This window comes from Williamsia sp. Y844, assembly GCF_056786475.1.
Genome location: NZ_JBXCJB010000004.1, coordinates 595,400 through 613,585, shown reverse-complemented (window position 1 = coordinate 613,585; position 18,186 = coordinate 595,400). Strand labels below are relative to the sequence as shown.

Below are 18,186 nucleotides of genomic sequence, written 5' to 3'. Positions count from 1 at the left end.
GTGTGAACGGAAAGAAGATCGCGCTCGGGGGAGCGATCGTCGCAGGCGGTGTGGTCGCGGCCGGTGCTGCGATCACCGGAACGTTCCTGGGATCGATTGTTCGCGCGGCACTGCTGGCGCCGGATCCCATTGAGGACGAGCCGGATCCGCTCCTGGCCACACCCGCTGCGGAACCCGAGCGGATACCCGTTCGGGCCGGTGACGGTACCGAACTCAATGTGCTCGCCTACGGGCCGCCCGATGGTGAGTTGCTGGTGTTCGTGCATGGCTGGACCTGCAGCACCCAATACTGGTACCCGCAGATCAATGCCTTCTCCGACCGGTACCGCGTGGTCGCCTATGACCAGCGCGGGCATGGCAGTTCGCCGCGCGGAACCTCGAAGCTGACCGCTGATCTCCTGGGTCAGGATCTGCAGGCCGTGCTGAGTGCGGTTGTCCCGCAAGGCCGTAAAGCACTGATAGCCGGTCACAGCATGGGAGGAATGACAATTCTGTCGTGGGCCGAGCAGTTTCCGGGCAGCGTCCCCGAGGTGGCGCGCGCCGTGGTGCTGACCTCCACCTGCGCCGAGCATCTGCTGCCCAATCTCGGTCTCATTCCGCTCGACCTGCCTGACGCACTCTCGCCGATCGAGTACCTGACGAGTCGTCTCGTCGCCGGCGCCACCGTTCACCTCCCGCGAACCAAGGTGTCGCGCAAGGTCACCCAGTACATCGCGCTGAACACGACCTCACGCGGATCGCATGTCGACTTCTGTGACGAGATGGTGGCGGCCTGTCCGGGACGGTCGCGGGGTAAGTGGGGCCATGCGCTGGTCAACCTCGACGTATCGGGCGGTCTGGACGCGCTCGTGGTGCCGACACTCGTGGTCGTCGGCGCCGACGACAAACTCACCCCGGCCGTCCACGCCGAATCGATGGCCGCCGCGCTGCGCGGCCACGGCCACCTCGACGACCTGGTGGTGTGGCCGGGGATCGGGCATATGAGCAGTATCGAGAACTCGGTTGGCTACAACGCGCTGCTGACCGATCTGCTGGATCGAACGGCCGGCTGATGTCTCGGGGGCAGCCGTTGCTGCGGGCCCCGCAGATCGACATGCGGCACACCGTCATCGACCGCCCAGGGGGCGCCTCGATTGCCGTGTACGAATATGGTCCGGCCGACGGCGATCCGGTGGTGCTCGTGCACGGCTTCGCCGTCAGCGCTCGCTACTGGCATCCGCAGATCAACGGCCTGGCCGATCGATTCCGGGTGATCACCTATGACCAGCGCGGGCACGGCCGATCTGAACTCGGCAGCGGATCGATGACCAACGAACACCTCGGGCAAGACCTCTCGGCGGTGCTCGAGCACACTGTGGCCGACAATCGGCCCGCTGTGATCGTCGGGCACAGCATGGGAGGGATGTCGGTGATGAGCTGGGCCACGCAGTACCCGTCCGAGGTCGGGCGCTACGCGAGGTCGATTGTCCTCGCCGGTACGTCGGCAACCTCGCCGGTGACGAAAGGTCCTGTCCGCCTGGCCAGTCCGGTCACGCTCCTTCGACGCGTCCAATACGAGATGGCATGGCTGACGTTCAGCGCCATCCATTGGGCCGGCGGTGACCTGCTCATGCGATCCGGCATGGTGGCCGCCGGTGCGGTGTTCCCCGGAGCGACCCGGGCGCAACTCGACTTCCTCGGCGAGATCTTGCGTGACACCGATTGGCGCACGAGGGAAAAGGTCGGACGCTGCCTGGAGAACCTGGACGTGGCACGGGGCCTGTCGGCGATGGCGATCCCTGTCGCCGTTCTCGTCGGCGGCCGCGATCGACTCACGCCGCCCCGGCTTGCGGTTCCACTCGCCGAGGCCCTGCGCCGTGCCGGTTCCCTGGAAAGGCTCGAAACCTGGCGAAATGCAACACATTTACTGAACTGGGAGCAACCGCACCGGTTCAACGCCGTCATCGCCGACCTGGCGGGGGAGAGTGCACGATGACGGGCCCGCGCGTGCTCTACGTGTCGGTTGGTGGCGTGCAGTCATTGCGGTGGCATGGACGTGCCGTCCCGTCTGCGATCGCCAAGGTGCCGGTATCGGGCCCGGTCACTGTCGGTAAACGTGGTGTGGTGGGTGACGAACAGGGCGACCGGAGAAACCACGGCGGACCCGACAAAGCGATTCTGGCCTACCCGAACGAGCATTACGAAGCCTGGGGCGACGCGCTCGAGACCTTCGGGCGCCCCGCCTTCGGTGAGAACCTCACCATCACCGGGCTACTCGAAACCGATGCCCTGATCGGCTCGGTGTTCAACATCGGAAGTGTGACCGTACAGGTGAGCCAGCCCCGTCGCCCGTGCTTCAAACTCGCAGCCTTCCATGGCATCGACGACCTCGCAGTGGTGACCCAGCGCACGGGGCGGACCGGCTTCTATCTGAGAGTGCTTGTGCCCGGTCGTCTTTCATCCGGCGACTGCCTGGTCCTGCAACATGCTCCCAGGCACGGCATCACGGTCGCCGAGGTTCACCGCGTACTCAACATCGACCGCGGGGATGCGCCTGCCATTCGGCGACTTCTCGACGAGCCCGGCGTGCTGCCTCCGTCGTGGTCAACCCTTCTGCACAAGCGACTTTCGGGACGGCGGGACAGTGACAGCCGACGCCTGCACGGACGCCCGCCGGACGCGACAGGATGAGTCACGTCGTGCGGGCGACAACCACGTAATCCAGGTTCAGGCTTCCGGAAAACCATCCAGCACGGCCCGAGATCCGGACAACCCGAGCCGGGTGGCGCCTGCCGCGATCAGTTCGGCTGCGAACTCCGCAGTTCGGATACCACCGCTGGCCTTGACACCGACATGCTTGGGTACGGCTGCCGACATCAGTTGCACGGCTTCGACGCTGGCACCGCCTGCCGGATGGAAGCCGGTCGAGGTCTTGACCATCGTCGCACCGGCTTTGACCGCGACCTTGCAGACCGCCGTCACGGTTTCCGGTCCGGCGAGGGCGAGGAGTGCCGCCGATTCGATGATCACCTTCAAGGTGACCCCGGCGCCGATCCCTTCGCGGACGGTCAAGATGTCGGTGAACACCTCGTCGAACTTGCCGTCGACCGCCGCGCCGACGTCGATCACCATGTCGATCTCCTGCGCGCCGGAGTCGACGGCCAGTTTCGCTTCGGTGGCCTTGATCAGCGAATGGTGCTTACCCGACGGGAAGCCCACCACAACGCAGCTCAGCGCAGTTCCGGTGTCGATGGGGAGCATCGACGGTGAGAGGCAGACGGCCAGCACACCGAGGTCGTTGGCCTCGGCGACCGTCGCTGCAGCGTCCGCGCGGGTCGCTTCGGGCTTGAGGAGTGTGTGGTCGACCATGGCGGCGACGACTGATCGGGTGAGCTGTGGACCGGTCGGGGTGTCGGGCATGAATCGAGCTTGGCACACTGGACAGTTGTGACCACATTCTCGCCGCCAGATGGCCATCGGTACGTGCTGACGCTCGGATGCCCAGACACCACGGGAATCGTCTCCCGCATCTCAGGTTTTCTGGCCGAGGTCGGTGCCTGGATCGTCGAGGCCGCCTATCACTCCGATCCCGATTCCGGCTGGTTCTTCACCCGCCAGGCTGTCCGTGCAGATTCGGTGGCGCTGACGTTCGAGGAGCTGCGCGCCCGCTTCGAAGCGGAAGTGGTGGCGCAACTGGGCCCCGAAACCGAGTGGCGCGTGAGTGATTCGGCCGTCCCCAAGAAAACCGTCCTGCTGGTGAGCCGAGAGGGTCATTGCCTGGGCGATCTGCTTGGCCGTTCGTATCGGGGTGAGCTGCCCGCGGAGGTCAGCGCCGTGATCGGCAATCACCGAGACCTCGAGGACTTCAGCACCCGCTTGGGTGTGCCGTTCCACCACATCCCGTTCGACAAGGACAAGGCCGGCGCATTCGAAGAGTTGCAGGCGCTTGTCGACTCACACGATCCGGACGCCGTGGTGCTCGCGCGGTTCATGCAGATCCTGCCCGAAGGGCTGTGCGAGCACTGGGCAGGCAAGGCGATCAACATCCACCACAGTTTCCTGCCGTCGTTCATCGGAGCGCGGCCGTACCACCAGGCCTTCAAGCGGGGCGTCAAGCTGATCGGCGCCACCTGCCACTACGTGACCGGCGAACTCGACGCCGGACCGATCATCGAGCAGGACGTGATCCGCGTCGATCATTCGGACTCGGTGGCCGACATGGTGAGGCAGGGCCGCGACATCGAGAAGCTGGTGCTGGCTCGCGGACTGCGGTGGCACCTGGAAGACCGGGTGCTGGTGCACGGCCACAAGACGGTCGTCTTCAGCTGATCGAGCGGTCCCCGGTCGTCAGAGGACGGTGCAGCTCTCACCGGACTCGTTCGAGCCGGTCGTCTGGTTGTTCAGCGCGACATCGCTGCCGGAGACCGCGAACTCGACACCCTTGTCGGAGACGGTGAGCTGTTCGAAGGTGAGCTCGTTGAACAGCGGTGGGAACAGTCCCGCGCTGATCTGATCGACCAGGGCCTGGGCCCAGGAGTTCGGGATGCCCAGGGTGGCGGCGCTGGCCTGCACCACCTCGAACGTGAGTTTGCCGTTCTGGGTGACCGGCTTGAGCTCTGCTTCGGCCGGGATCGGCAGCATCAGCAGCTGGAAGTTGCCTTTGACGGTGATCGTGCCTGCGGCGGCATTGCCGGTGACGCTGTCCACGGTCATCCCGCCACCCATCGCGCTGAGGAGTCCACTCAGACCACCGCCGGAGGGTTCGGACGGCTCGGTGGGTTCTGCTTGGGGTGTCTGGCTCAGTTCCATGATGCGGGCGAACGGCACGTAGCCCGAGCCCTGGATTTCACCGATGGTGGTTTCGTTGTCGCCGCTCTGGATGTCGTCGCCGCGGGCGTGCAGGCGCATTGACGAGTCGCCTTCGTTGCTCGTGTCGACCTGGACGTAGGGAACCGTTCCGGAGGCCCACTGGAGCAACATCGGCCGCTTGCTCAACGAGACCGACGTCGAGGCGCCGGTGAGTTCACCGAACGACTGCTCGAGGCAGTCCTGGGCCTTGTTGCGGATGACCAGCTCACTGCCCACCCCGATGATCACCAGCAGGAGCACGACACTGAGTGCGACAACACTGACGATCATGCCGGTCCGACGTTTGGGCCGTTCCGGCGATAGCGGACCGTATGCCGGGCCTGCGGGCGGGGGCCCACCAGAACCGGAGTACGGCTCGAACCCGTCCGGCGGCACCTCGAGCTGCGCGGTGTCCTGGCGACCGCTCGAATAGGCCTCGGGGGCAGGGCCGGACGGAACCGGTGGGAACTGGTCGGTGTCCGAGTTGAGGTCATCACTGGTTGCATTCTCGGACACAGCGGGCGACGGCGCACCCTCAGTCGGGGGCGCAGGCTGGGTTTCGTCGTCCGGTGTCGACTCGGCGTCGTCGCGATTGTTCATCACCAACGATGATGCATGGTCGGCGCGCAACCGCGCCTAAGAGTTTACTGTGTTTCGGTATCGACGCTGGTAGAGGCCAATGAATTGATGTCGCGACGATTCGGCAAAACGGCGATCGCACGACGGGCCCGGTCGACTTCGTCGAAGTCGAGGTCGATGACCGAAAGCTCGGGCGCCTCACCGAGTTCGACGTGCACGTTTCCGAATGGTCCCGCCAGGATCGAATGGCCGATGCCGGTCGGCGTCGTCGATTCGGCGACCGCGGGATCAGACGGAACCGCTTGTCCCACAGCGGCGACAAAGCAGCCGCTGTCGAGTGCGCGGGCCGCTGCGAGGGTCTGCCACTGCGTCAGCTTTCCCGGACCGGCGCCCCATGACGTGGGGACGACGATCAGGGTCGCACCGCGGTCGGCCAGCGTGGTGAACAGTTGTGGGAAACGGATGTCGTAGCAGGTGGCCGTGCCGACGGTGACCGCTCCGACGTCGAACGCGACCGTGTGGTCACCGGGTTCCACGGTCTTCGACTCGGCGAATCCGAACGCGTCGTACAGGTGGATTTTGTCGTACCCGGTGATCTGGCCGTCCGGGCCTGCGATGACCAGTGTGTTGCGCACCCGATCGGCGCTGCCGGGGGTGAACATCCCGGCGACGACGGTGATCTGGTGTTCGGCGGCGAGTTTGCCGACCGCGGTCGCCCACGGGCCGTCGAGAGGTTGCGCGACCGGACCGAGGGGCACCCCGAAGCGGCACATCGTGGCTTCCGGGAAGACGACCAGTTCCGCGCCCTGCGCTGCGGCGGCCGAGGTCTGCTCCGAAACCGTCGCCAAATTCTTGTCCGGGTCGGATCCGCTGCTGATCTGGGCGATGGCAATACGCATGACGTCCACCCTACGACCGGTGGTCAGATTCCGGGTGCGACCTGATCCCAGGGAACGGTGACGATGTTGTCGCGATGGCGCCGACGATCAGGCGTCGGGGCAAAACCGAAGGTGGACAACAACTCCAGCGTGTGGTGCCAACGTTGGCGTGGACCGAAGGGTGCAAACGGCGCTGCGATGTCCCAGCAGCGATCCAGACTGGCCAGCAGGTTGTGGATCCGTTCGCCGGGTACGTTGCGGTGGATGAGCGCCTTGGGGAGGCGTTCGGCCAGGTCCGAGGGACGTGCGCTGCGCGCGGGATCCCACGCCAGCGTGAAGGTCAAGGGATGGTGCGCGTCCAGCAGGATCCAGCAGCACCGGCGACCGAGTTCGTCGCACGTTCCTTCGACGATGTAACCGCCCGGTGCAAGCTGTTGCTGCATGCGCGCCCAGGCCGCGTCGACCTGTGACTCGTCGTATTGCCGCAGCACGTTGAAGGCACGGACCAGTTGAGGTCGCAGTCCGGCCAGTTCGAAACCGCCGACGGCAAATCGCACCCCGTCCTGCGGCGGCACCACCCGGGCCGGATCGATTTCGAGTCCGACGAGTTGGGTACCGGGAACCACGGCGCGGAGCCGTGCCGCGAGTTCGAGCGCGGTGTCCGGACGGGCGCCGTAGCCGAGGTCGACGGCCAGCGGTTGCCGTGCCGACTCCAGGGCAGCGAGTATCGGCCGGTGGTGGGCTATCCAGCGATCGACACGACGGAGCCGGTTGATACCGGTTGTACCGCGGGTGATCGTCCCTTCCGGCCGCCGCTCAGAGATTGGCGTCAATCCACCCCGAGGTGAATTCCGCTTCACCTCGGAACAGATCGACCAGGTTGACCAGCATCATTTGTTCGAGTTTGCCGTTGATGAACGGGATGTAGACCTTGACCTCGGTGGTCCGGCGGATGGTGCAGCCGGTCTCGGTCGGGAACAACTCCTGCACGCCGGTCAGGCTGCCGGGGCCGGCCGGGATCGACGCCGCATAGGTGCCCTTGGTGCTGTCCGGATCAAACGGACCCAGCGACTCCGTGCGGGTGATGACCATGTCCTTGGCCATCACCGTCTGTGCGATCGGCGGCAATTCTGTGCGCGGAAGGACCTGCTTGAGGACGACATCGACCCCGTTGTCGCCGACGATGTAGGAATCGATCTCCGACTGCGGGGTGAGCTTGCGGAACTCTTCCATCTGCGCGTCCCAGAACTCCCGCAGGGACAGGGCCTCGTACACCTTCTTCGGGGCATGGTGGTACCGGGCGGAGTAGGACAGACGTCGTGCCATGGGCACAGGGTAACCCGTTGGAACATCAGGCCTTGGATCCGCCTCGCGCTCGGGGCAGTGCGGCGCTGGTCAGCGCGCGTTGAGCCATTCGATCGTGTAGTCGCGCTCGGCGGCCATCAACTCGGTGATGTTCTCGATGATCGCCTTCTCGACCTTGCCGCCGACAAAGGGGATTGCCACGTCGGCGGAGCCCTCGAAGGTGACCGTGCTGCCCGATGCCGTGGCGGTCAGGTTCTGCGTGCCGTTGACCTTGGCGGGTGCGCCTTCGACCACAGCGGCGAAGGTGCCGGTGGAGATGGCGCCGTCGGTGATCGACCAGATGACGGTGCGGGCGATGTGGAGGTCGCCGGGACGGACCTTGGTCACAATTGACGGCAGTTTGTCTTCGGGGACACGTTGCTGCAGGACCACGGTGACCTCGTCGTCGGTGGCCTTGAAAGATTCGAGCTCGGAAACGTCGGCTGCAACGTTGGCCACCAGGTCATTCCAGTATTGCTCGGACGTGACCGCCGCAGCGAAGTCGGCCGGGGGACACGGAAAGTCGATCGAATGCTGCAGCTTGGTCGCCATGAGTGCAGGCTACCGTTGCGGGGTGGCCGCACAAACACATGACCGCCTCTTGCTGTCCGAGATCACCACCTTGCGCGTCGGCGGTCCCGCCCGCGACGTCGTGAACTGCGGCGACTCCGAGTCGTTGGTCGACGCCGTCGGACGCCTCGATGCCGCAGGCACTCCGGTGCTGCTGGTGGGAGGCGGGTCGAACCTGGTGGTCGGTGACGACGGATTCGACGGAACAGTGGTCCGGATCAACAACACCGAGCTCGACTGGCGCTCCGATCATGTCGTCGCCGATGCCGGTGTGAACTGGGATGCGCTGGTGGCCGAGAGCGTCGAGCGCGGATTCGGCGGGCTCGAATGCCTGTCCGGGATTCCAGGCGCCGCCGGTGCCACACCGGTCCAGAACGTCGGTGCGTATGGGGTGGAGGTCGGTTCGCTGCTGCGGTCGGTGCAGATCCTGGATCGCCGCTCCGGCGCCCTCAACTGGGTCGACTCGGGTGACCTGGGCCTGGGATATCGCACCAGCCGACTCAAACATCGCAATGACGAACTGGTGGTTCGCGTCTCGTTCCGGCTCCGCGACGACGGACAGAGTGAGCCGATCCGCTACGGAGAATTGGCTCGGGTTCTCGGCCTCGAAGACGGGGCGCGAGCGCCGGCCCCGAAGGTGCGCGAGACCGTGCTGGCGTTACGGGCGAGCAAGGGGATGGTCCTCGACCCCGACGACCACGACACCTGGAGCGTCGGCTCGTTCTTCACCAATCCGATTGTCCCGCATGAGTATTTGCCCAAGGTCCTGACCCAGATCGTCCAAGAGCTCGGTTCGGAGGCGACCGTGCCGCAGTTCCCTGCGGATGACGGTGTGAAACTCTCGGCCGGATGGTTGATCGAGCGGGCGGGTTTTGCGCGGGGTTATCCCGACGCCGATGCGCGCGCCCGGCTGTCCACCAAGCACGCATTGGCGTTGACCAACAGGGGGCAGGCCACCTGCGCAGACATCATCGACCTGGCTCGCCAGGTGCGCGGTGGCGTGCAGCAGAAATTTGGTCTGTGGCTCGAGCCGGAACCGGTGTTGGTCGGCTGTTCGTTGTAGTTCGTTCAGGTGACACTGTGGCACAGGTACGCGGTGCGACAGGCGGTGGCGACCAGCGACGCAGGTACTGTTTGGCGCATGACTGAATACCGTGACCGTCTGCTGCTGTCTCGGCGCGCGGCCCTCACGGCGATAGCCGTCGGTGCGGCCGGGGTGACCGCTGCGGCCTGCAGTACCGGCGACGACTCGACCGGTGGTGCCGGCGGGAGCAAGGCGCCTACGGAGCCGAAAGCCGATATCTCGTACAGCCCGGCCCTCGACGTGACCGACGCCTCACCTATCGAGGTGGTGTCGGTCAAGGTCTCCGACGGCGTGCTCAATCCCGATGTGCAACTGACCAATGCGAACGGGCGGGTGGTGTCCGGCGAACTGTCGGCCGACCGCACCACCTTCACGATCACCGAACCCCTGGGCTACGGCGGCCAGTACACGTGGGCGGGTTCGGCGATGGGGGAGGACGGCAAAGCTGTCCCGATCACCGGTGGTTTCGGCACACTCACCCCGGACAGCCAGATCGGTCTGGTGATCAACATCGCCGACGGTCAAGAAGTCGGGATCGCCGCACCGCTGATGCTCAAGTTCAACGGCGTCGTGACAGACAAGGAAGCCGTCGAGAAGGCACTGACGGTCACCACCACACCGGCGACCGAGGGCAGTTGGGGCTGGCTGGGCGAAGACGGTGGGTCCCGGGTGCACTGGCGAACCAAGGACTACTACCAACCGGGCACCACGGTGTCGATGGTCGGCAAGCTCTACGGCGTGGACTACGGCGACGGCAGCTATGGCGAGGCCGACGTCACAAGCGACTTCGTGATCGGGCGCAACCAGATCGTCAAGGCCGACGCCGACTCACATCAGATAGTTGTACAGAACGACGGCAACACGCTGATGACGCTGCCGTGTAGCTACGGCGAAGGTGACCTCGACCGCAACGTCACTCGCTCCGGCATCCATGTCGTCAGCGAAAAGCATGAGCAGTTCTACATGAGCAACCCGGCCGCAGGCTACTTCAATGTGCTCGAGCGCTTTGCGGTTCGGATCTCCAACAACGGTGAGTTCATCCACGCCAACCCGGCAACCCTTGGCGTCCAAGGATCTTCGAACGTCACCAACGGCTGCGTCAACCTCTCACTCGAAGACGCGGAGCAGTATTTCAACACCGCGATGTACGGCGACCCGGTCGAGGTCATCAACACCCGGGTCCCACTGTCCGAGGCCGACGGTGACATCTTCGACTGGATCTACGACTGGGAAACCTGGAAGTCGTTGTCGGCGATCGGTGGTGCGCCCGACGTGCAGTCGGCGCCTGCCACACCGACGAATGCTCCGGACGTGTCCGGCATCCCGACGACGCCGGTGAACTCTGGGGCTCCCCGAGCGCCGGTCGGCTGAGGCCCCGTCCACCATTGCGTTACGCCGCAGTCTGATCTGCGGCAGCGACCACATAGAGATGCCCCGGAGCTTCGGCTCCGGGGCATCTCTGTGTTCTGGCTGTCAGCCCGCCGCGGGTGCCGATGATGCGGTGGTGGGCTCACTGGTGACCGTCCGGGGTTCAGTGGTCGGAGTCTCGGCCGCCGGGGCGACTTCGGGTTCCGGCGGTGCCACGGTGGCAGTCGGGAGGAGGGTCCACACCGCCTTTGAGATCGTTGCCGTCTCGGTCGTCGGGTTCTCCGGATCGGTGACGTCGGTCAGCTTGACCGCCCAGACCCCGAGGCTGTCCGTCGACGAGGTCACCGACGGCTGAGCCAGCGAGCTCGTCGACACCGTTCGTTTCACGTCGTCTGTACAGCTGAGTTCTGCTGTTGTCTGAGTCGGATCGGGGACCGTGCAGGTGACCGATGCGTCTTCGGCGGTGAAGGTGAAACTCGAGATGATGTCACCGCTGCCGGTGAACACGGTCGGCGTCGGGGCCACGCTGGGGCTCGTCGCCGGTGCAGCCGGAACCTCGTCGACAGGCGGGGCAGCAGGTGCGCTGGGGGCCGAAGGCGCTACGGGCACTGCCGGATCGGACGACACCGGAGCTGCCGGGACCGTTGATTCGGCGGGAACCTCAGCTTGTGGTGCCGGCACGTCGGTTGTCGACGACTCAGATGTTTCAGCGGCCGCGCGACGCCGGACCTCCGGAGCCGGCTGCCCGTCGGCCTGGATCCCGTTGGCCGCCTGCTGGTCTGGATCAGCGGACGTGAACGGAGTGTTCAGGGCGGCTGGTGACGGCAACGGTTCGGTCAGTGGCGGAAGGCCTTCGAGGTTCAGAATGCCGCCTACCGCGCGGATCAGTGGTTGCAGCGTCTTCAGATCCAGCAGGGTCAGTGCGACCGGTGTCGGTGCCGGGTTGGGCGCCGGGACGACGGTCGTGGTGTTGTTGACGATCGTCGTGTGCTCGTTGTTGTAGGTCACGTACACGACCTGCCGGGGTGCGTAACGCGGCCACGGATCGCCGACTGTTCGATATCCGGCGACCGGTGTACTTGCCGGTGGCGCAAGAGGATTGCCGCACGAGCAGCGAACACGGGGAACGCCGTACGCGTCGACGAGTACCGAAGTCCCTGCCTCGAACACCGATTGGAACGCGTACGCGCCGGAACTCGAGTAGCTGTGGTTGGTGACCCAGGTGTCGCGGGTCAGGACAACGGGGGTGAGTGTGTCGAGGTAGTACGGGATCTGAGCGGTGCTGATCCCGAACACGCTCGCCCAAGCGGCGGCCTTGGCCGGATTGTTGGCCAGGTGGTTGGCCAACGCCGCAGCGTCGCAGACCGCGTCACCATCGGCGCCGTAGAGACCGCTGGTGGTGCCGTCGATCCCTTCGACACCGCGGACGGTGACCGCACCCGCGGGAGCGAGTCCGGTCACGGCCGGGTCCAGAGGACGGTTGCTGACCGCGACCGACGGTGTGAAGGGGTCGGTGCCGGTGCTGTTGGCCGCTTCCAATACGAGCTCTGGCGCGGTCGTTGCCTTGACCTTGCTTCCGGAATTCGTGAACAGATATGCCGCACCGATGCCGAGGAACGTCAGCAGCAATGCCGCAACGACCGCAAGCACGATGACGATCTGCTTGCGGTCGTTGGGTGGAGTCGAGATCGGTCCGGTGGATGCAGCGTCGTACGGATAGCTCACTCGAGTCTCCAAGGTCCGGTGCGGACCCTGGCCCGCCGTGGTGGGGGACCGGTTACCCGCTCAAGGATTATGTCTGGACTTCGAACGGGGTGCGCGATGTGTTACCAAACCCTGGGATGTTCATACGAACATAGGAACACCCGAAAACGTCTAGCCTGTCTTGATGTTTCGGCGGGCGGAGGCCTGGTCCCGGGGCATCAGCAGGATCGTGTCGAGATTGACGTGAGGCGGGCGGCTGGCGACGAAACCGATCACTTCGGCCACATCCTCGGCTGTGAGCGGTGTCAGTCCCTCGTAGACCTTGTCGGCCTTCTCGGCATCGCCCTCGAAGCGAACAAGTGAGAACTCGGTCTCGACCATGCCCGGCTGGATCTCGGTCAGCCGGACCGGCTTGCCGAGAAGCTCGGGCCGCAGTGTCCGGTGCAGAACCGCTTGAGCATGTTTGGCCGTCGTGTAGCCGGCCCCGTTGTCGTAGGCCTCGATGGCGGCGATCGAGCTGATGGTGACGATCAGTCCGTCGCCGGAGTCGATGAGTTTCGGCAGCAGCGCCTTGGTCACCCGCAGGGTTCCCAGGACGTTGGTCTCCCACATCCAGCGCCAGTCGTCGAGGTCTGCCTCGGCGACGGAGGCAAGCCCCTTCGCGCCGCCTGCGTTGTTGATCAGGACGTCGACCGCAGGGATCTGTGCGCAGAACTTCTGCACGGATTCCTCATCGGTGACATCGAGGGGGAGGGCCGTTCCGTTGATCTCGGCGGCCAGTTTCTCGAGGCGGTCGATGCGGCGGGCGCCGACCACAACGTGATAGCCCTGCGCAGCAAGAACTCTGGCTGTGGCCTCGCCGATACCCGAACTGGCCCCGGTTACAACGGCGACCTTGCGATCACCAGTATTGGACGCGGCGCTGGCTGCAATTGTCATGGTGTGCAGTCTAGGTGCGCTGCGACCGGTAGATTTTTCCACCATGGGGTCTGACGAAGTAGCAGGCGGATCTCGACCGCGAGCCCGATCCGGTGAATCACGGACCGTGTCGTTTGAACGGGGTGATGGCGCCGCCGCGGTGGTGTTCCGGGCTGTCCGCACCGAGGGACCCGTCACGCGGGACCGCCTGCCTGCGGCAACAGGCTTGTCTCCGGCGACCGTCAACAGGCAATTGCAGGCACTCGATCGGCTCGGGCTCGTACGGGAACGTCCGGACCTTGTTGCGTCCGGAGCCATCGGTCGCCCGAAGGTGCCGTTGACCCTCGATCGCGATCGGTTCTGTGTGATCGCCGTGCACATCGGTGCCCGTTCGACCTTGCTGATGGTTGCGGACCTGGGTGGCCGACCGTTGCAGACCGTCGCGATGTCGACGCCGGTCGGGCCTGCAGAGGAGGCTCTCCGGCTGATCGCGCGGCGGGCGGCGTTGGTCGCCGAATCATTCACCCAGCGGGTACCGCTGTGGGCCGGTGCCGCTGTCGGTGGCACGGTCTACGAGGACGGCAGCGTCGACCATGCTCAACTCGGCTGGCGGCGGGCACCGGTCGGTGAAGCCCTTGAGAACGAATTGGCGTTGCCGGTATCGGTCAGTCAGCACGTTCAGGCGATGGCGGCGGCCGAGTTGCTCCTGGCCGGTGCAGACAACACCACCGGCACCGATCTGCTCTTCTACGTTCGTGAGACGGTCGGCCTGGCAATCACGATCGACGGCAGAGTGCAGGAGCGGCCCGGCAATATCGGCCATCTGCCGGTGCACGCGCCGCTGTTGACCGGGCAGGCGCAATCGCTATTGCAGGATGTTGTCGGCCGCAAGGTGTTCGACGATGCGGTGGCCGCCGGAGGCGATCCGGGTGCGTTGCACGACGAACGAGCACGAGTACTCGGCGAGATGGTGGCTCTGGTGCGCGATCTGATCAATCCTGATCGGGTGGTCCTGGCCGGCCATGTCTTTGCCGAACATCGCCATGGTCTGGCTCCGGTGCAGGCGGCGTTCGATGCGGCCAGCGGGCTGGGACCGATGGAACTGTCGCCGCCGCGGTTCGGTGCGCGTGTCCAGGAAGGTGCAGCCGTGGTGGTATCGCTCGGAGCGCTCTACGCTGATCCCATCGGGGCCTTGCAGAACTCGAGTTCCTGACTCGGCAAACCATTCGGGGAAGGGATCGTCCAATCCATGTCAGGTGACTTCGGGCAAACCGCTCAACGTGACGTTTCGGCTGTACTCGACGTACTGGTGAACAAGGCCACCGATATCGAATTGCAGATCGCAGTGGCCCGTCTCCCCGGTACGGAACTGAACGAGAATCTGTCAATTCGGTTGGATGGCAACCGAATTGTCCCGGATGAGATCGTGACGGCCAGCGGTAGTCGTATTCACTGGCTGCAGGTGGAGTCCGGTGAGCTCTACGTCGAATACTCGGCGAGTGTCCTGACGCCGGCTGATCCGGCGCAAGTGGCCGAATTCGACCGTTCGCTCTACCTCCGGCCGAGCCGGTATGCCGAGGCCGACAAGTTCTTCGGCTTCGCCGCGGGTCAGTTCGATACGAGTATGCCTGCGGCTGAGCAGTTGGTGGCGGTCACGAACTTTGTCCGGCAGCGACTTTCGTACATCTTCGGTGCCAGCGATCCCATCGACGGCGCAGTCGACACCTTGCTGTCGGGGGCCGGAGTCTGCCGGGACTTCGCACATCTGGTGGTTGCGCTGTTGCGTGCCTTGGGAATTCCGGCCCGCCTGGTGTCGGTGTACGCCCCGGGTCTGTACCCGATGGATTTTCATGCCGTCGCCGAGGCGTTGATCGACGGCCGGTGGGTGGTCGTGGACGCCACGGGGCTGGCGCCACGTCAATCGCTGGTCCGGATCGCCTCTGGTCGGGATGCCGCCGATACCGCCTTTCTCGACAGCCACGGCGGCGACGTCGTCCTGCGCAGCTATCAGGTAGGGGCGATTGTGGCCGGCTATCTACCGATCGACGATCCGTCGTTGCAGGTCCAGCTGCGTTAGCAGATCACAGGCTGTGACGACGGACCGACGAACGCCAGGGCCGTGGGGTGGTGCATCGTTGTGGCGCGGCAGAACGTTGCGGGGGCAGCGGCGCTTCCGGGGTCGGTGTGCAGGTCAAGCAGATCCACGTGAAACTCTTCCCGCGTCGTGGTTGGTAGTTCATGTGAACACTGTCCACGGCGGCCCTTGGTGTCCACTTGGAGAGGGCTTGGTGCCCGGGTGCTACTCGCCCAACAGCCGTGCACAGCGGAGCAATCCGATGTGGCTGTAGGCCTGAGGGTGATTGCCAAGGGCCCGTTCGGCGATGGGGTCGTATTCCTCCGAGATCAGTCCGGTCGGACCGGTCACCTTGACCATCTGGTCGAACAGCGCTTCTGCATCGTTGCGCCGGTCGATGAGGAGGTAGGCCTCGATGAGCCAGGCGGCGCAGAGGTGGAAGCCGCCCTCGTCGCCGGGCAGACCGTCGTCGTGGTGATACCGATACACCGTTGAGCCGCTGCGGAGTTCGGCCTCTGTCGCAACGACAGTGGCGGTGAACCGCGGATCGGACGGGTCGATGAGTCCCGACAATCCGATCTGCAGTGTCGCGGCATCGAGGTCGACGCCGTCGTAGGCGGCGGTGTAGGAGTTGGCCTTTTCGTTCCAGCCCTGGCTCAGGACCTGGCGCGCGATGGTGTCGCGAAGCACCGGCCATCCGAGTTCGGTCTCGCGGCCGAACTCCTTGCCGAGTTTGAGTGCCCGGTCGACGGTCAGCCAGCACATCACCTTGGAGTACACGTGATGGCGGGGGTTGCCGCGGATCTCCCAGATACCGTGGTCGGGCTCGGTCCAGCGGCGTTCCACCGCGTAGACCATGTCCTGCACCAGTTCCCAGTCGGCGGCCGTCAGCGGATCCGGGTGGCCTGCGGCGGCGCGGGCGTGGGACAGGGTCGAGATCAGGTCGACGATGGGTCCGAAGACGTCGAGCTGGACCTGCTGGTTGGCCGCGTTGCCGACCCGGACCGGACGCGAACCGGCATATCCCGGCAGGGAGTCGATGACCGCTTCCGGCGGAAGCCCACCGCCTGCCAGTGTGTACAGCGGATGCAGCCACTCGGGGCCGGTGACGGTGCCGAGCACTCGGTGTAGCCAGCCCAGGTAGTCCTCGGCTTCTTTGAACGAGCCGACGGACACCAGCGCCGACGCGGTCATGGCCGCATCGCGCAGCCAGCAATAGCGGTAATCCCAGTTGCGGACTCCGCCGATTTCCTCGGGCAATGAGGTCGTGGCCGCGGCCATGATCGAACCTGTGTCGCTGTGGACGAGTCCGCGCAGCGTCAGCGCCGACCTCTTCATCAGGTCACGCTTGATGCCGGGGAGGTCCAGCGTTGCGGCCCATTCACTCCAGTACCGTTCGGCCTCCGCGCGGCGCTCGGGTTCCGGAACCGACGAGGGCTCGAGGTCTTCGGACCCGCAGCGGAGTTCGAGCACCACCGGCTCTTCGGAGAGCTGGATCACCGCGGTCGCGATCTGGTGCTGGCGGTCGGTTTCGATTTCCCAGGTGACCCCCGGAGCGCGCAGGACGATCGGCTCGTTGGAGCCGGACACCCGCAGCCCGTCGCCGGACACCTCGATGCGTACGGCGGCTTGGCCGAACTCCGGACGCGGTGAGAACCGCACCCGAGCCTTCACACTTCCGCGGATCACACGGGTCAGGTCGGTGCGGCCGACGTTGACGTCGTGCGGCAGGTAGTCGGTGACCTCCAGTCCGGCCCACCGGGTCCGGACGGTCATCGTTCCGTCGATGTAGCGCTGGCTCAGCGGGAGAGGCTTCTTGTCTCCCTCGACGATCGGGCTGATCGAGAACTCGCCTGCCTCGTCGGTGCCGAGCAGGTTCGCGAACAGTGCCGCGGAGTCGGGCTCGGGATGGCACATCCAGCAGATGTCGGCTTCCGGGGTGACCAGTGCGACGGTGCGCGGGGACGCGAGCATCGTCAGCCGCTCGATGGGTACGGCGGCGTCGCCGCTCAGCCAGGTGCGACGTTCCTCGACGAGGAAAGCCAATGCGGCGGCAACCTGTTCGGTGTCGTCGACCCGATAGGTGGCCAGGGTGTCGCCCTCGCCGACCTTGATACCGAAGTCGGGTCCGTGCAGGCGGTGGAAGGCTTTTTCGTCGGTGACGTCGTCGCCGAAGAAGATGGCGGCGCTGGCCCCGGCCTCGTGGCGCAGGATGTCGAGTGCCTGGCCCTTGTCGGTTTTGATGACCGCGAGCTCGATGACGGACTTACCCTCGGTCACCTGTACGCCGTCCCAGGTCGCCGGCCCGGTGCGAACCCGGCGCAAGGCTGCGTCGGCGTCGGTCGGAGTCGCGTTCCGGACGTGCAGCGCGGTGCTGGCCGGTTTGGTCTCCACGGTCACGTTGTCGAAGTCGGAAGCGATGGCGCGCAGTTCGACGATCAACGTTTCGAGGAGTTCGGTGGCCTCGGGGGTGATCTCGTGGACAAAGCCCACGTCGAACTCGCTGCCATGGCTTCCGACGAGGTGAACCTCCGCCGGAAGACGCGACAGGGTCGCCAGGTCGCGCAGCGCGCGCCCGGAGATCACTGCCGCGGTGGTCGAGTCGAGTTCGGCGAGGGCCCGCATGGCCCGTACCGAATCGACGTTGGGTCGTGCATCTTGAGGTCGGGAAACGATGGGGGCCATGCAGCCGTCGTAATCCGAGGCAACGAGCAGCCTGGGCATACGAGCGATGGCTTTGAGGGCGCGCCGCAGTTCCGGAGCCAGGTCTTGTGCACTCACTACGAGAGTCTAAGTCTGTGCACCCCGGCGAAGTCCAATCCACTGCGCAAGGCGGGCGT

The 18,186-nt window shown here is 65.4% G+C and carries 17 protein-coding genes; 8 read left to right on the top strand and 9 right to left on the bottom strand.

Going from position 1 to position 18,186, the window contains the following annotated elements; genetic code table 11:
• Positions 1 to 2 precede the first annotated feature (2 nt).
• The 3 genes from AC1TQG_RS24010 to AC1TQG_RS24000 are packed head-to-tail and all read left to right on the top strand — an operon-like array spanning position 3 to position 2,670.
• Complete coding sequence (locus AC1TQG_RS24010; protein WP_482140928.1) at positions 3 to 1,052, top strand: alpha/beta fold hydrolase; 1,050 nt, start codon at positions 3 to 5, stop codon at positions 1,050 to 1,052.
• Positions 1,052 to 1,975 (top strand): alpha/beta fold hydrolase, encoded by a 924-nt coding sequence (locus tag AC1TQG_RS24005; protein WP_482140926.1) that lies wholly within the window; start codon positions 1,052 to 1,054, stop codon positions 1,973 to 1,975. Before AC1TQG_RS24010 ends, AC1TQG_RS24005 begins: the two co-directional genes overlap by 1 nt.
• The gene (locus tag AC1TQG_RS24000) at positions 1,972 to 2,670 is read left to right on the top strand and encodes an MOSC domain-containing protein (protein ID WP_482140924.1); all 699 of its coding nucleotides are present in this window, start codon (positions 1,972 to 1,974) and stop codon (positions 2,668 to 2,670) included. Before AC1TQG_RS24005 ends, AC1TQG_RS24000 begins: the two co-directional genes overlap by 4 nt.
• A 36-nt stretch (positions 2,671 to 2,706) precedes the next feature.
• On the opposite strand, the gene deoC is transcribed toward AC1TQG_RS24000, so the two are convergent.
• Entirely contained in the window at positions 2,707 to 3,399 is a 693-nt protein-coding gene (gene deoC / locus AC1TQG_RS23995; RefSeq protein WP_482140922.1) for a deoxyribose-phosphate aldolase, read from the bottom strand.
• Between the two features lie 27 nt (positions 3,400 to 3,426).
• On the opposite strand from deoC, the gene purU reads away from it, so the two are divergent.
• The gene (gene purU / locus AC1TQG_RS23990; RefSeq protein WP_482140920.1) at positions 3,427 to 4,308 is read left to right on the top strand and encodes a formyltetrahydrofolate deformylase; all 882 of its coding nucleotides are present in this window, start codon (positions 3,427 to 3,429) and stop codon (positions 4,306 to 4,308) included.
• 18 nt (positions 4,309 to 4,326) lie between these two features.
• Here the strand turns inward: purU and AC1TQG_RS23985 are convergent, their stop codons facing one another.
• The 5 genes from AC1TQG_RS23985 to AC1TQG_RS23965 all read right to left on the bottom strand — a co-directional run bounded on the left by AC1TQG_RS23985 (position 4,327) and on the right by AC1TQG_RS23965 (position 8,180).
• The gene (locus AC1TQG_RS23985; protein ID WP_482140918.1) at positions 4,327 to 5,427 is read right to left on the bottom strand and encodes an LmeA family phospholipid-binding protein; all 1,101 of its coding nucleotides are present in this window, start codon (positions 5,425 to 5,427) and stop codon (positions 4,327 to 4,329) included.
• A gap of 44 nt (positions 5,428 to 5,471) precedes the next feature.
• Positions 5,472 to 6,305, bottom strand: coding sequence for a carbon-nitrogen hydrolase family protein (locus AC1TQG_RS23980; protein WP_482140916.1), 834 nt, complete (start codon positions 6,303 to 6,305; stop codon positions 5,472 to 5,474).
• 23 nt (positions 6,306 to 6,328) lie between these two features.
• Positions 6,329 to 7,108, bottom strand: coding sequence for a class I SAM-dependent methyltransferase (locus tag AC1TQG_RS23975; protein WP_482141457.1), 780 nt, complete (start codon positions 7,106 to 7,108; stop codon positions 6,329 to 6,331).
• Positions 7,101 to 7,610: a DUF2505 domain-containing protein gene (locus AC1TQG_RS23970; RefSeq protein WP_482140914.1), complete on the bottom strand. Its 510-nt coding sequence runs from the start codon at positions 7,608 to 7,610 to the stop codon at positions 7,101 to 7,103. The genes AC1TQG_RS23975 and AC1TQG_RS23970 overlap by 8 nt, the downstream gene beginning before the upstream one ends.
• Positions 7,611 to 7,679: 69 nt before the next feature.
• Positions 7,680 to 8,180: a DUF2505 domain-containing protein gene (locus AC1TQG_RS23965; RefSeq protein ID WP_482140913.1), complete on the bottom strand. Its 501-nt coding sequence runs from the start codon at positions 8,178 to 8,180 to the stop codon at positions 7,680 to 7,682.
• On the opposite strand from AC1TQG_RS23965, the gene AC1TQG_RS23960 reads away from it, so the two are divergent.
• Positions 8,179 to 9,261, top strand: coding sequence for a UDP-N-acetylmuramate dehydrogenase (locus tag AC1TQG_RS23960; RefSeq protein WP_482140911.1), 1,083 nt, complete (start codon positions 8,179 to 8,181; stop codon positions 9,259 to 9,261). The genes AC1TQG_RS23965 and AC1TQG_RS23960 overlap by 2 nt on opposite strands.
• Before the next feature lie 78 nt (positions 9,262 to 9,339).
• Positions 9,340 to 10,653, top strand: a complete 1,314-nt coding sequence (locus AC1TQG_RS23955; protein ID WP_482140909.1) for a L,D-transpeptidase — start codon at positions 9,340 to 9,342, stop codon at positions 10,651 to 10,653.
• 102 nt (positions 10,654 to 10,755) lie between these two features.
• Here AC1TQG_RS23955 and AC1TQG_RS23950 read toward each other — a convergent pair whose 3' ends face one another.
• Positions 10,756 to 12,375 (bottom strand): DUF6777 domain-containing protein, encoded by a 1,620-nt coding sequence (locus tag AC1TQG_RS23950; protein WP_482140907.1) that lies wholly within the window; start codon positions 12,373 to 12,375, stop codon positions 10,756 to 10,758.
• A 150-nt stretch (positions 12,376 to 12,525) separates the two neighbouring features.
• Complete coding sequence (locus AC1TQG_RS23945; RefSeq protein WP_482140905.1) at positions 12,526 to 13,293, bottom strand: SDR family NAD(P)-dependent oxidoreductase; 768 nt, start codon at positions 13,291 to 13,293, stop codon at positions 12,526 to 12,528.
• A gap of 106 nt (positions 13,294 to 13,399) precedes the next feature.
• Here AC1TQG_RS23945 and AC1TQG_RS23940 point away from each other — a divergent pair, with 106 nt between their 5' ends.
• Together AC1TQG_RS23940 and AC1TQG_RS23935 are read left to right on the top strand one after the other, a co-directional pair.
• Positions 13,400 to 14,485 carry an ROK family protein gene (locus AC1TQG_RS23940; RefSeq protein WP_482140903.1) on the top strand — a complete coding sequence of 362 codons (1,086 nt, stop codon included), beginning with the start codon at positions 13,400 to 13,402 and terminating at the stop codon, positions 14,483 to 14,485.
• Between the two features lie 36 nt (positions 14,486 to 14,521).
• A complete protein-coding gene (locus AC1TQG_RS23935) occupies positions 14,522 to 15,349 on the top strand; it encodes a transglutaminase-like domain-containing protein (protein ID WP_482140901.1) in 828 nt (275 codons plus the stop codon).
• 222 nt (positions 15,350 to 15,571) lie between these two features.
• Here AC1TQG_RS23935 and otsB read toward each other — a convergent pair whose 3' ends face one another.
• Positions 15,572 to 18,127: a trehalose-phosphatase gene (gene otsB, locus AC1TQG_RS23930; RefSeq protein WP_482140899.1), complete on the bottom strand. Its 2,556-nt coding sequence runs from the start codon at positions 18,125 to 18,127 to the stop codon at positions 15,572 to 15,574.
• Positions 18,128 to 18,186 lie beyond the last annotated feature (59 nt).

Coding starts and splice junctions, on each gene's coding strand:
- AC1TQG_RS24005 (WP_482140926.1), top strand. CDS start 1,052: ATGTCTCGGGGGCAGCCGTTGCTGCGGGCCCCGCAGATCGACATGCGG.
- AC1TQG_RS24000 (WP_482140924.1), top strand. CDS start 1,972: ATGACGGGCCCGCGCGTGCTCTACGTGTCGGTTGGTGGCGTGCAGTCA.
- deoC (WP_482140922.1), bottom strand. CDS start 3,399: ATGCCCGACACCCCGACCGGTCCACAGCTCACCCGATCAGTCGTCGCC.
- AC1TQG_RS23985 (WP_482140918.1), bottom strand. CDS start 5,427: ATGAACAATCGCGACGACGCCGAGTCGACACCGGACGACGAAACCCAG.
- AC1TQG_RS23980 (WP_482140916.1), bottom strand. CDS start 6,305: ATGCGTATTGCCATCGCCCAGATCAGCAGCGGATCCGACCCGGACAAG.
- AC1TQG_RS23970 (WP_482140914.1), bottom strand. CDS start 7,610: ATGGCACGACGTCTGTCCTACTCCGCCCGGTACCACCATGCCCCGAAG.
- AC1TQG_RS23960 (WP_482140911.1), top strand. CDS start 8,179: ATGAGTGCAGGCTACCGTTGCGGGGTGGCCGCACAAACACATGACCGC.
- AC1TQG_RS23965 (WP_482140913.1), bottom strand. CDS start 8,180: ATGGCGACCAAGCTGCAGCATTCGATCGACTTTCCGTGTCCCCCGGCC.
- AC1TQG_RS23955 (WP_482140909.1), top strand. CDS start 9,340: ATGACTGAATACCGTGACCGTCTGCTGCTGTCTCGGCGCGCGGCCCTC.
- AC1TQG_RS23945 (WP_482140905.1), bottom strand. CDS start 13,293: ATGACAATTGCAGCCAGCGCCGCGTCCAATACTGGTGATCGCAAGGTC.
- AC1TQG_RS23935 (WP_482140901.1), top strand. CDS start 14,522: ATGTCAGGTGACTTCGGGCAAACCGCTCAACGTGACGTTTCGGCTGTA.